The sequence below is a fragment of the Kineothrix sp. MB12-C1 genome, assembly GCF_030863805.1.
In the GTDB taxonomy this organism is placed as follows: domain Bacteria; phylum Bacillota; class Clostridia; order Lachnospirales; family Lachnospiraceae; genus Kineothrix.
The window spans coordinates 2,903,507-2,917,519 of the sequence record NZ_CP132957.1 but is presented as its reverse complement, the minus strand read 5'-3'; the positions used below and the strand labels follow the sequence as shown (position 1 = coordinate 2,917,519).

9 protein-coding genes are annotated in these 14,013 nt (G+C 41.9%); 2 read left to right on the top strand and 7 right to left on the bottom strand.

Annotated elements, in window-relative coordinates; translation table 11 throughout:
- Positions 1 to 54: 54 nt before the first annotated feature.
- The 6 genes from RBB56_RS13345 to RBB56_RS13320 all read right to left on the bottom strand — a co-directional run bounded on the left by RBB56_RS13345 (position 55) and on the right by RBB56_RS13320 (position 10,551).
- Complete coding sequence (locus RBB56_RS13345) at positions 55 to 1,758, bottom strand: glutamine--tRNA ligase/YqeY domain fusion protein (protein ID WP_306719463.1); 1,704 nt, start codon at positions 1,756 to 1,758, stop codon at positions 55 to 57.
- A gap of 351 nt (positions 1,759 to 2,109) precedes the next feature.
- On the bottom strand, positions 2,110 to 3,663 hold the full coding sequence (purH, locus tag RBB56_RS13340) for a bifunctional phosphoribosylaminoimidazolecarboxamide formyltransferase/IMP cyclohydrolase (protein ID WP_306719462.1): 1,554 nt from the start codon (positions 3,661 to 3,663) through the stop codon (positions 2,110 to 2,112).
- An 11-nt stretch (positions 3,664 to 3,674) separates the two neighbouring features.
- Complete coding sequence (locus RBB56_RS13335) at positions 3,675 to 6,314, bottom strand: sensor domain-containing phosphodiesterase (protein ID WP_306719461.1); 2,640 nt, start codon at positions 6,312 to 6,314, stop codon at positions 3,675 to 3,677.
- A 34-nt stretch (positions 6,315 to 6,348) separates the two neighbouring features.
- A complete protein-coding gene (gene guaB / locus RBB56_RS13330; protein WP_306719460.1) occupies positions 6,349 to 7,803 on the bottom strand; it encodes an IMP dehydrogenase in 1,455 nt (484 codons plus the stop codon).
- Positions 7,804 to 7,879: 76 nt separating this feature from the next.
- Positions 7,880 to 8,377 carry a DUF6106 family protein gene (locus RBB56_RS13325; RefSeq protein WP_306719459.1) on the bottom strand — a complete coding sequence of 166 codons (498 nt, stop codon included), beginning with the start codon at positions 8,375 to 8,377 and terminating at the stop codon, positions 7,880 to 7,882.
- Positions 8,378 to 8,799: 422 nt separating this feature from the next.
- Positions 8,800 to 10,551: an LIC_10190 family membrane protein gene (locus RBB56_RS13320; RefSeq protein ID WP_306719458.1), complete on the bottom strand. Its 1,752-nt coding sequence runs from the start codon at positions 10,549 to 10,551 to the stop codon at positions 8,800 to 8,802.
- Positions 10,552 to 10,823: 272 nt separating this feature from the next.
- Between RBB56_RS13320 and RBB56_RS13315 the strand changes: the two genes are divergently transcribed.
- The gene (locus RBB56_RS13315; protein ID WP_306719457.1) at positions 10,824 to 11,594 is read left to right on the top strand and encodes a hypothetical protein; all 771 of its coding nucleotides are present in this window, start codon (positions 10,824 to 10,826) and stop codon (positions 11,592 to 11,594) included.
- 438 nt (positions 11,595 to 12,032) lie between these two features.
- The gene (locus RBB56_RS13310) at positions 12,033 to 12,482 is read left to right on the top strand and encodes a GNAT family N-acetyltransferase (RefSeq protein ID WP_306719456.1); all 450 of its coding nucleotides are present in this window, start codon (positions 12,033 to 12,035) and stop codon (positions 12,480 to 12,482) included.
- Positions 12,483 to 12,693: 211 nt separating this feature from the next.
- Here RBB56_RS13310 and RBB56_RS13305 read toward each other — a convergent pair whose 3' ends face one another.
- A complete protein-coding gene (locus tag RBB56_RS13305) occupies positions 12,694 to 14,013 on the bottom strand; it encodes an aspartate kinase (RefSeq protein ID WP_306719455.1) in 1,320 nt (439 codons plus the stop codon).

The following is a 14,013-nucleotide window of genomic DNA, read 5'->3' as shown; positions in this document are numbered from 1 at the left end:
CAGTATAATCCCCTCACTGTTACTACGTATTCTTTTTCCTTGGTTCTTAGTTAATTAGTTTTTAGGTAATGTATAAGAACTCTTTAAAGACACAATTCTGTTAAACACAAGACTATCCGGCTTCGAATCCTTCACATCCGCGCAGAAATACCCCTGACGCACAAATTGAAAACTATCGAGCCCTTTTGCAGACGCCAGCGCCGGTTCTAAATAACATTCCTCTAATACCGTCAATGAATTCGGATTCAGATTCAGACTGCCGTCTTCATTATATACGCCCTTTTCTTCATCGATAATATTTTCGTATAATCTAACCTGTGCCTTTACTGCCTGCTTGGCCGGTACCCAGTGAATCGTTCCCTTTACCTTCCTTCCGGTAAAACCAAGGCCACTTCTCGTCTCAGGATCATAGGTACAATGAACCTCCGTCACTTTACCACTTTCATCCTTCACGAATCCCGTGCAAGTTACAAAATAAGCATTCATCAGACGTACTTCATTGCCCGGATATAAACGGAAGTATTTCTTTGGAGGTTCTTCCATGAAATCTTCTCTATCAATATAAAGTTCCTTTCCAAACGGAACCTCACGCGTTCCCATCGCTTCATTCTCGAGATTATTTGCAATAGTCATCGTCTCTTCTAAATCTTCCGGATAATTATCGATAATCAGCTTCACCGGATCGAGCGCTGCCATCATTCTCGGCCTCTTCATCTTCAAATCTTCTCTGATGCAATATTCGAGCATCGCATAATCCGCAGAGGAATTACTCTTAGAAACACCGCACAAGTCTACAAACATCTTGATGGATTCCGGTGTAAATCCTCTTCTTCGAAGTGCCGCAATAGACACAAGCCTCGGATCATCCCATCCGTCTACAATTCCATCTTCCACTAACTTCTTAATATAACGTTTACCCGTTACCACATTGGTAAGATACATCTTAGCGAATTCGATTTGTTTCGGTGGATTCTCATATTCCAATTCACGCACCACCCAATCATAAAGAGGTCTGTGGTCCTCGAACTCAAGCGTACAAATGGAATGGGTAATACCCTCAATCGCATCTTCAATCGGATGCGCATAGTCATACATCGGATAAATACACCACTGATCGCCGGTATTATGATGGGTCATATGAGCCACACGATAAATAATAGGGTCTCTCATGTTGATATTGGGTGATTTCATATCGATTTTCGCACGAAGCACCTTTTCCCCATCTTTATATACACCATTTCTCATTTCTTCGAACAGTTTCAGGTTCTCTTCCACACTTCTGTCCCTTTTAGGGTCTTCTTTTCCTGACTCCGTTAAGGTTCCCCTGTACTCACGCATCTCCTCTGCCGTTAAATCGGACACATATGCCTTGCCTTTTTTAATCAGCTTCACAGCACCTTCATACATATGCTCGAAATAATCGGAAGCGAAGTACAAACGATCCTCCCAATCTGCTCCCAGCCATGTGATATCCTCTTTGATGGATTCTACGAACTCTATCTTTTCCTTCGTAGGATTCGTATCGTCAAAGCGCATATTGAACTTGCCACCGTACTGCTGTGCCAGACCATAATTCAAAAGAATACTTTTCGCATGTCCGATATGAAGATATCCGTTCGGTTCGGGCGGAAATCTCGTGTGTACCGTATCATATACCCCTTCTGCAAGATCTTTGTCAATAATCTGCTCAATAAAATTTCTGGAGATAATCTCCTTAGCCTCTTCCGGCGCATTTTCAGTTCTTATCGTCTCACTCATCTTCTATTCTCTGCCTATCATCATATTATTTTAATAAAATGATACCAAGGTCAAAAGGTCATGTGTTTCATGCTTGCATGAAAAAACATGACTTTGGGACCCGCAAAACATGAGAAAGTAGCCCAAATAGGGCGGATTTCGAATGTTTTAGGATTGTGAGAGCACAAAGTGCGTAGCAATCCGTAGGTATCATGGGGACAAAATACCTTTTGGCCCCTACATTATAAAATTTTAATTTAGATATAAAAAATTCTAACATCCCTATATTATCACAAAAAAGAGAAATAATAAAGCAATTCTTCAATTGCTCCGCCTTGTAAGGCTTATTATTCCTCTTTTTATAAGTTATATTTAATGTTTGAAGTGTCTCATGCCCGTAAATACCATGGCAATTCCATATTCATCACATTTGTCGATGGACAGTTGATCCCTCATCGCACCGCCCGGCTGAATGATCGCTGTAATGCCAGCCTGGTAGGCAGCCTCTACAATATCATCAAAGGGAAAGAACGCATCGGAAGCTAAAACTGCTCCCTTCGTCGCTTCCGGCCCGATCAGCTCCTCTGCATGCTCGATGCTCTGCTTAGTCGGCCATATACGATTCACCTGACCCGGCCCAATGCCAATGCTCTGCTTATCCTTCACTACTGCAATACCATTGGATTTTACAAACTTCACTACCTTCATTCCAAACTTCATATCTTCTAACTGGCTTTCCGTCGGCTGTGTCTTTGTCACAACTTTAAAGTCTTCTTCTCTGTAAAGCTCGGAGTCGATCGTCTGAATGATAAGGCCTCCATTCACCTTCTTCATATCGTACGCATTCGCATTCTGAGGCACTTCGATGTCTTCCAATTCCAACACCCTTATATTTTTCTTGGAACAGAGTACTTCAAGCGCTTCCTTTTCGTAAGAGGGAGCTACTACTACCTCCAGAAAAATCCCGTTCATTTCTTCTGCCATCTTCTTCGTCACTTCTCTGTTACATACAACAATGCCTCCGTAAATGGAGGTCTTATCCGAATGATAAGCAGCGACCCAAGCATCATAAATATTGTCCCGGCTTGACACTCCGCAAGGGTTACCATGCTTACAGCCCACTACAGTAGGTTCTGTGAATTCCTTTAAAAGTTCAAGAGCCCCATTGGTATCGTTAATATTATTAAAGGAAAGCTCCTTCCCGTTATATTGCTTTGCATCCACAAGAGAACCTTTCTTTTTACCGATCTCACGATAAAAAGCTGCTTTCTGGTGAGGATTTTCTCCATAGCGCATCTCCTGTACCTTTTCAAAGGTCATAGTGAGTGTATCCGGGAATTCATGATCATTCCTCTCCTTTTTCAGATAATCGGCAATCATCGTGTCATAATTGGACGTATGCATAAACACTTTTTGCATTAAACGGAACTTCGTATCAAGAGATACCTGTCCATTTTCCTTCAGTTCTAAAAGCACTGCTCCATAATCGTCGGGATCGGTGATTACTGCTACATCCTGATAATTCTTAGCTGCGCTCCGAAGCATAGTAGGCCCACCGATATCGATATTTTCTACCGCTTCCGCCCTCGTTACTCCATCCTTTAATATCGTCGCCTTAAAAGGATAAAGATTCACTACAACAATATCGATCGTCTCCACCTTAAGCTCCTCAAGCTGCTTCATATGTTCCGGATTAGAACGCATAGCCAAAAGCCCTGCATGTACTGCCGGATGAAGTGTCTTCACCCTTCCGTCTAAACATTCCGGGAAACCGGTAATTTCAGAGATCTCTACTGCAGGCACTCCCTCTTCCTTCAATTTGGAATAAGTTCCTCCTGTAGAAATAATCTGAACCCCCATACCTGCGAGTTCCTTGGCGAATTCCACAATCCCCGTCTTGTCTGAAACACTGATTAATGCTCTCATCACTTCTCCTCCTACTCAGTCACTTTTATATACTTTTTCTCAAATTCCGCTTTTTCCATCGGCTTGTCGAAATAATATCCTTGTACAAGACGTACCTTCATTCCTTCCAATACCTTATACTGTTCCTTCGTCTCGATTCCCTCTACACAAATAGCCACATCGATTGCATCTGCAAGCTCCGCCACCATTCGAATAAATGATTGGGAATAGGCATCCCCGGCCAAATCCTTGACAAAGCTCTGATCCACCTTAATCACATCGAAAGGAATCTCTCTAATATGGCTTAAGGAGGAATAACCTGTTCCAAAATCATCGAGGGCAATTCGCACACCGAGTGTCTTAATCTTAGCAAGAATCGATTTCATGCGCTCCATATCATTAATAGCAAGGCTTTCTGTCACCTCTAACGTTAAATTTCTCGGATTAATTCCGGTACTTTTCAATGTGTGGGACACAATATCCACAATATCAGCCTGCAGAAGCTGTACCACTGACAAGTTTACATTCACCTTATAATTGGGATAACCGTTATCGTTCCATTGCTTGCAGTAAATACAAGCTTCTTTCAACACATGATTGCCAATGGGATTAATAAGCCCCAGATATTCCGCAAGAGGGATGAACTCAGCCGGCGTAACGAAGCCCAGCTCCGCGCTGTTCCATCGAATCAGCGCTTCTGCTCCCGTACATGGCGTTCCCGGCAATTGAATATCGATAATCGGCTGAAAATAAACTTCGAACTCCTTATATCCCGATGTGGCCGCATCTCGCATGCTCTTCTCCATATCGAGGCGCCTGTTCGAAGATGAGTCTATCTTATCAGAATAAACAGCAGTACAATTCTTCCCCAGTTTCTTAGCCTCATACATAGAGATATCGGCTTTCTTAATGAGTTCATGAACGCTTTCCCTCTCATCGGGAAAGTCCACGATTCCCATACTCATCGTACAATAGTAGTCTGCATCCTTCAGAAACCACGGTTTAGCAAATATCTGCTTGATGTCGGTAATAATCTGTTCGAAACGTTCATAGTGCTGAGGAGGAATGATAATGATGAATTCGTCCCCACCCACCCGGTAGCAGGAATTCTCGATTTCCTCCACACGCTGCAAACTATGAGAAATCGATTTAAGCAAAGTATCTCCATACTGATGCCCTAAACCATCGTTAATATGCTTAAAGTCATCCAAGTCGAGGTAAAGCAGCGCTCCTCTCGTTCCTTCCTTCTTCGCCTCATCAATATATCTTGCCAAATCCCTCTCGCAACAAAGGCGATTGTAAAGGCCTGTCAGGAAATCTGTGTACGCTTGCTGCTCTATCTTCTTTTGATAAACCTTTTTCTCCGTAATATCATAGATAGCAAAAAGGGTAACGGGTCTTCCATCCACCCATGTGATATAAGTATAGTACAGGTCATACCAGCGTTCCCGCTCCTCGTGGTAAATCTCTTGCTTACCTCTTCGATTCCCGTCAATTAAATCTCGTTCAAATAAGTTACCAAGTGTTTTATTCTTCACTTCCTTTGACAAGTTATTGCGCAGGCTTCGATTCGCAAAAAGTACCTCTCCTGTCTGCATATCCCTCACATAAATGGCACTTCCTACATTATCCAAAATCGTTTCCAGTGATGCATAGGAACTCGCCAGCGAATTCTTCTGGATACGCTTCGTGATGATACTTTGCAGAATCTTGGTCGTATCGTTGAGAAACTTTACTTCCTCAATCATCCACTGTCTGTCCTTCTCACATTCTCCAAAACAGCCATATAGATTCACTGCTCCATTAATGATCAACGGTATAATAACCAAAGCCTTCGCCTCGAATATCTGCAGTCTCTCCCTTTGTATTTCATCCAGCATGGCATCGGAAGAAAGCACGATTACTTTGTCCGTTCTAAGCGCCTCTGTACATGGTAAATCTTTCGTTTTATCGAACTTCGATACAACCCCTTGATTGCACCATTCTGCTGCAATATCCATCAACTTGCCATCCTTATGGATACGACAAAGGACAGCCGTGCTCACATTGAGATAGCTTCCCAATATACGAAGTACGTCTGTCATAATAGTCTCAATAGCATCATCGCTTTCCAAAAGCTGCACCACATCAGCAATCGCCTCGTTGCGCTTTAACGAAGCGCTCATCTCATACTCCGAATAACGGCTTCTTCTCGATTCCGCCTCTGCATCCAGCATTAAATTGCGATTTTCCAAAAGAGTATACACAGTATCTCTTAGTAAATCCAGCACATGATAAAATTCCTTTTCCGTCACTTCATAGGAAAAGTTCTCAAATGACGGATTTTGATATTCCCCATCTTCTTCATCTGCATCCGTAAAAATACCGCAAACTATCCAAACTGCAACTGCCTTACCCCGAAGCGAAATCGAAAGAGCTGCAAGGCACAGATTGGGAACGGCAGTCCTCTCCACCGCCTGTTCCTCCAACCCGTCCACCGTTACCCTCTTATAAATACTTCGGAACATTTCTTTAGAAATTGCTTGCCTAATCTGTTCCGTCTCCACATCTTTCCCGGACATTTCTGTAAGCGGTTTACCGTCTGCGTCAAGGCAATAAGCATATACATTCGTTGCATCGCAAAACTTGTCCTGCCACTTTTTCAAGGCAGCCTTATCCATTAGGTTCTGCACATGTTACCTCCCAAACCCTTATACGTTCTCTCCTCTATTCGTTCACGCTATAATTGGGTGCTTCTTTCGTAATGTGAATATCGTGTGGATGGCTTTCCTTTAATGATGCCGCAGAAATTTTAATAAATCTTCCGTTCTGTCTCAAATCTTCTATACCGGGAGCTCCACAATATCCCATACCGGAACGAAGACCGCCCAACAATTGGAATACCGTATCTTCCACTGTCCCTTTATAAGCAACCCTTCCCTCTACTCCTTCCGGAACAAGCTTCTTGGCATCCGCCTGGAAATAACGGTCTTTGCTTCCATTTTCCATAGCCGCAATGGAGCCCATGCCGCGATATACCTTATATTTTCTTCCCTGGAACAATTCAAAAGTTCCGGGACTCTCATCACAACCTGCAAAAATACTTCCCATCATACAGACACTACCACCCGCTGCAATCGCTTTTGTCATATCTCCCGAGTATTTGATACCGCCATCCGCAATAATCGGAATGCCATACTCTCTTGCCACCGCATAGGAATCCATGATCGCTGTAATCTGGGGTACGCCGATACCTGCCACCACTCGGGTCGTACAGATAGAACCGGGGCCGATACCGACCTTCACGCCATCCGCTCCAGCTTCAATCAGTGCTCTCGTACCCTCTCCTGTTGCTACGTTACCGGCAATAACCTGCAGTTCGGGATACTTTTCTTTGATCATTCGTAAGCTATGAAGTACATTCTCGGAATGTCCATGGGCGGAATCAAGAACGATAACGTCTACCTTTGCATCCGCAAGGGCACCGACACGATCCAACACATTAGCAGTAATTCCTACACCCGCACCACATAAGAGCCTTCCCTGCTCATCTTTGGCAGAAAGTGGATATTTAATCGTTTTTTCAATATCCTTTATTGTAATAAGACCGACTAAATTATAATTATCATCTACAATAGGAAGCTTTTCTTTTCTCGCTTTTGCAAGAATCTGCTTCGCTTCTTCTAACGTTATGCCTTCCCGTGCTGTGATCAACTCTTGAGAAGTCATAGATTCTTTAATTTTCTTTGTGAAATCTGTTTCGAATTTTAAGTCACGATTCGTGATGATACCTACTAACCGTTTTCCTTCGGTAATCGGCACACCCGATATTCTGAACTTGGCCATCAATGCATCTGCATCTGCCAATGTATGATCTGGAGTTAATGAAAAAGGATCCGTGATAACGCCGTTCTCAGAACGCTTTACCTTATCTACTTCTTCTGCCTGTTCTTCGATGGACATGTTTTTGTGAATAATACCGATACCACCCTGTCTTGCCATGGCAATTGCCATGCGATGCTCAGTAACCGTATCCATTCCAGCACTCATCATCGGAATGTTAAGTCTAATTTTTTTTGTAAGCCATGTTGTTAAGTCGATTTGATTGGGAATTACTTGAGAATAACTCGGCACAAGCAGAACGTCATCAAACGTAATTCCTTCTCCAATGATCTGACCCATCTTTCTTCCTCCTGTTCGTTATCTATATAATGAATGATGTAAGTTTGAAAAAGTTTATCAAACTTACATCATTATGTCAATCGGTAAATATTTTTCTCGGTGCGACATTTTTAAGCGCTTTTACCATCTCTGCGCTCGGCTCTAAAATAATTTTCTGTCCCCCTTCATAGTACATCACATATCTTTGTTCCGGCTGCTTCACTTCACCGGAACTATAATCGTAGGTCTTCACCGTACGATTCTTATAATCGCCAAGATGATAGGAATTCATAGGTGCAAAAATCTCCAGGCGTTGTACATCATATTTGGCAACTCTCTTTCTACGGGTCTTAGCCATTACCTTGTCCACGGTAATTTCTTTATCCAAATACAGATATTCATATTCCAAATCCGAATTCAAATAAATGAAGTAAGCAGCCACGCCTACTAATGCACCGATAATGAGTGCAGGCCAAAGAACAAGCCCTGCCAATAGAAAAACAACCGCAAGCATAATCGACACAGTTTTAAGAAGTATCATAGCCGTACCGGCCTTTTTCTTCACAAGACATTCCACATATGTTTCACTAATCATATTATTACCATCCTCTTCATATATTATGAGCTGTTCATGAACTCATATATTGTTCATTTATAGTAAACAGTTCAGATACCTTCACTGTTACATGCAAAAATCCATGAGAATCGCCTACGGCGATGGGATTTTTGCCAGCAGCATTTACGTTTTCTTACGGTCAGCGCAGCAAATGCGCAGACCTGTCTGAACTGTTACCTTTATAACCATATTTCTTCCTGAACTTAGATACCTCATGTGTAATACTTATCCTCATTTGGAAAAATATAATTCTTTTGACTTTAATCATATTACAAAAACTATAAAGTTTCAAGGGATGTACTTCTTGAATTTCCATATTTTTATCCACAGCTTCATATAATGATAAGCTTCGGGTGTCATAAGACTTCTCAATCAATATATTTCATCAATTTGCACACTTATTATTCATCCGATAGATAAAAGCCATCTCTCAACTCGTCACCCACTACAATATCTTCCAGCATACTTTCATCGTTCAAGTAAGGAAAGACATAATATCCGCACACGATAGCTCCGCCTTCTTCCCGTATGTAAAAAGTGATTCCGTCTTTTTCTACCGGTACCATTTCATATTTTTCATAATCTGCCTGCCGAATCAAATAAAAAGGAACATTCTGTTTCAGATAGCCCAAGGTACGTAAACCATAAAACCCTGTGAACATCCCCAGAATGACGGATGATAAAATTACGGCTCCCTTTATCATGATCCCCGCGCTCTTTAGTTTTCCTCCTCCGATTTCTTCCACATACCATACCGGAATTACCGCTAAGACAAACAGTAAAAAAGCCCAACAATACCTTACCTGCGGCAAGGTGAACAACCAATATATTAGTCCAAGATAAACTGTGAACCTTGTGAGGAGCATACAAATATCAATTTTACTTCTCTTTATCAATCTTATGAACAAATAAAACAGATCAAACATAATAAGTATTAACACACCGATATATAAAATCTGATGACTGATAGACCCATTTAAAAACCATCTTGGAATCCATGCGATTCCATCGCCTATTACTTCTCCCATAGGTGCATCAATATTTCGCACATCATAGATCATACTATCTACCGCATGTATGAGAATATCTTTTTCGACCTTCCATTTCACCGGAAATAAATCTATTTTACCCGCTAAAAAGACCAAGTAACCGGAAGTTCGAATATTAGTAAGAAAAAAAGGAACTATTATTGCAATGCCTGTTATAAGATAGCCCGCAATTTTCTTCCATTCTTTCTCTTTAATAAGCAGATAGGCAGGATACAGAGTCAATAACATGACAAATACAACCGAAGTTTTTATTACGGTTGCATAAACACCTAGTAAACATAAAAAACCATAAGAAAATATATCCTCTTTTCCGGGTTTTTGACCATGCTCTCTTTGCTCTTCCAAAAGTCCAATCCATTCAGCAAAAATAAAGAGCACTAAACAATTTGGCAGTGTATCAGTATAAGGATCTGCATAAAAAGCAGTTATAATAATCGCATACACCATTTCGGCAATCGCAAGAGCATCTGCAGTATGATACCTATGTTTCTTCCATCCTGCAAGCCGGCAGAGACTATGGAGCATAAGCAGACAAGCAAAGTAGCCCCCGGTCGCATGCATAGATTGTCCAAAGATAAACCTCATACTAAACAATGCATCGAAATAATGTTGCGCACTATTAAACCCAAGAGGAATGAAGAGATTAGCCACCCCTTTCACACTCCCATACTCTTCAATCCATCTGATTGTCTGTGCATGATACCAGCCGGTGTCTAACATTTTGGTCTGCCCTGCCGATAGTAATGCGGCAATCATTACCCCGCCTATGACGAGTACCGACAGAAATACTTTTCCACGCCGTTCCAAACATTCCATTGTCTTAATTCCAAACACTCTTATTCTTTCTGCCAGACTTCTTTTGGCAAGCAGAAGATAGAGCAGGCAAAAGATTATCGGCAGGATATTTGCCCACATATTCACACCTGAGAACACGCTGAAAATCTGGGCATAAAGCGTGGTTACTGTAATTCCGGTAAACAGAACAGAAAACAGATTCGGTTCCTTTTTCGACCCAAACGCCTTTATCAATAGATTCATACAAGCGCTTCCCGCCAAATAAATGATGCAGGTAATATAAAACCAATTCATTAGTACCATAATCATATTATTTATTCCCCTCATATTTTTATTTGTTCTCTCTTAAAGTTATAGTTACATCGTATCATTCCTTCTTTTAACAAATTATAGCATCACCCCATTCATGCCACAATAAAAATGTATGTTTGAGCTCCCCGTTTTCCTTTTAGAAATTATTTATTCTTTTTTCATAATAATATTATCTAAGTCACATTGACACTCCTTTTATGAAAGGCTATCATTAAAAAGTCAGTAATTTATTTATAAATACTGAAATACGAAGAAATGAGGATTGTATTATGTCTAAGCATGAAAATATTCATGAGGAGATCAGGGAACAGCAGAAGAAATTGAAGGATAGGACTTTTCGGGAAAAATTAAGTTATTTCTGGGATTATTATAAAGTGCATACCATTGTTACTATTCTGGTAGTTATCGTTGGCAGCATCTTTATCCGCGATGCTCTAAATGCCAAAGAGCAGGCCTTCTCTGCCATTATGCTTAACTCCTACGGCCATGAGTATCAGGAAATGTTCCAAAATGACTTTGCGGAATATGCAGATATTGATTTGAACGTTTACGACTGTGTGATTGATACTTCTTCCACTCTTTCTTATGAATCTATGTCACAGATGGATATGGCAGTCTCTCAGAAAATTACGGCTATGTCACAAACTGAAGGTATTGATGTTATGGTAAGTGACAATGCTCCCTTTGCTAACTTCTCTTCCGGCATGATGTTTGTCGATTTGAGAGAGGAATTAAGTACGGCAGAATACGAAAAGTACGAGCCTTACTTCTATTATATCGATGCCGCCCTTATAGGTGTTGAGAAAGAGCTTGTATACGATGAAGAAGGTATGCCTGTCATTGTCGATGAAAGCATCGACCACTCCGACCCTTCCACTATGGCTGACCCGATGCCTGTCGGAATCTATCTTACCGATTCCGCCAAACTGAAGGAATGGCATTGTTATGAAGGATTTGAGGAATCACCGATTTTTGGTTTTGTTTTTTCCTCGGGACAGAAGGAAAAAGGACATTTGTTCCTGGAGTATTTGATGGAATAGTGTTGGACATGGGACGCTGCCCGTCGTAGCAACAGAAGTAGTTGCCGCCATGGGACGCTGCCCGTCGTAGCAACAGAAGTAGTTGCCGCCATGGGACGCTGCCCGTCGTAGCAACAGAAGTACCCCGCACACCGGAAAAAAGACAAAATGAAGGGTGTCCGCGGAAGTCAGACTTTGCAAGTCTGTCTTCTTTGCGGACACTCTTCTTTATTTTGTTTTTTTAACGGTGCACTGTGGGTATTTCTGTTGCTTCGATGGGCGGCTGTATTATGGCTGCGGTAGGAAGGGCGCGACTGCACTGGTGCGTTTATGTATGGGAGGATGATGAACGGATTGGAATACGGAGAAATTTTTATTTTTGCCTTGTATTCATGGATTGGTGTGCTATAATGCTTTTTAATATAATGGATAATAATTTTTTATTAGGGGGGAAGGTTGATGGAGCATAAGGGAACAGTTATGATTGAGACGGATAGGTTATTGCTCCGTAGGTTTGAAGAAGCGGATATTGAAGCCGCCTTTCGGAATTGGACGAGCGATGAAAAAGTTACGAAATTTCTAAGATGGCCTACGCATAAATCTGTCAAGACGAGTGAAGAAATTTTAAAAGGATGGATATGTTACTGCATTGGAAGCAAATGGTGGCATCAGGGTATCGTGAGCGAGGCCTTCACAGGGATCATTCCTTTCCTTTTCAACGACATAAAAGTAAACCGCATCGAGTCCCAACACGACCCCAATAATCCTAACTCCGGTAAAGTTATGCTAAAATGCGGTCTAACATACGAAGGAACCTTGCGCCAAGCCGACTTCAGTAACCAAGGCATCGTGGACGCCTCCATCTACAGCCTCCTGTCCCACGAATATATACCAACCAGCCACACCTAGGGTTCTTCCTTTTTCACAATCAGAAAACCAACAGGTCACAGGCATAAAACAATACCCACAGTGCACCGTTAAAAAGACAAAATAAAAAAGTGTCCGTACAGAAGACAGACTTGCAAAGTCTGACTTATACGGACACCCTTTATTTTGTCTTTTTCCGGTGTGCGGGGTATTATTTTATGCACGGGACCTGCTGGTTTTCGTCCCCCTCTTATTACAACTGAACTTCCACAAAAATATTGTAAATCGCCCGAATCGCACTCTCAAAATCATCATCGGAAACGCCAATGATAATATTAAGCTCACTGGATCCCTGGTCGATCATCTTCACGTTTACATTCGCATGTGCCAACGCCGAGAAGATTCTTCCCGCAGTTCCGCGAGTGGACTTCATTCCACGTCCTACTACTGCAATCATTGCCAAATCCGACTCGATATCGATAATGTCCGGATTCGCCATGCGATGGATTGCCGATACTACCTTTTGTTCTTTATCGATGAATTCATCCTGATGAACGAATACTGTCATCGTATCGATACCGGAGGGTACGTGTTCGAAAGAAATTCCATAGTCCTCAAATGCCTGAAGAACTTTTCTCCCAAATCCAATTTCTGCATTCATCATATCTTTTTCGATATTCACCGCGCAGAAACCTTTCTTACCGGCGATTCCCGTAATGACATATTTCGATTTCTGACAGGTGCTCTCCACAATCCAGGTTCCCTCATCCTCAGGCGCATTGGTATTGCGAATATTAATGGGAATTCCTTCCCTTCTTACCGGGAAGATCGCTTCCTCGTGTAGTACCGTAGCACCCATATAGGAAAGTTCTCTCAACTCACGGTAAGTAATCGTATCGATGCCCATAGGTTTATCGATAATTCTCGGATCAGCTACTAGGAATCCTGATACGTCCGTCCAATTTTCATAGGCCGATGCCTTTACCGCTCTTGCAACAATCGATCCTGTGATATCAGAACCGCCTCTGGAGAAAGTTTTAACGCTTCCATCCTCATAAGCTCCGTAAAATCCCGGAATTACTGCTCTTTCTATCTTACTTAAACGCTCTGAAAGCACTGTGTTCGTTTTCTCCGCGTCGAACTCACCATTGCCATTGAAGAAAATGACCGTTGCCGCGTCTACGAATTCATAACCGAGATAAGCAGCCATAATAATACCATTTAAATATTCACCTCTGGAGGCTGCATAATTATCGCCTGCTTTTTCTTTGAAGTTCTTCTCAATCGTCTTGAACTCTTCATCTAAGGATAAATCCAGATTAAGCCCATCGATAATTTCATCATAGCGCGCCTGTATCGCTTTGATAAGAGGTTTAAAATCTGCCCCTGCTTCCGATGCCGCATAGCAGGCATAGAGCATATCCGTTACCTTCGTATCCTTCGAATCGCGTTTGCCGGGTGCTGAAGGTATCACATACTTTCTCTCACTATCCGAATGGATGATCTTTCCTACCTTCATAAACTGCTCAGCACTCGCTAAAGAACTTCCGCCAAACTTCACTACTTTTTTCAT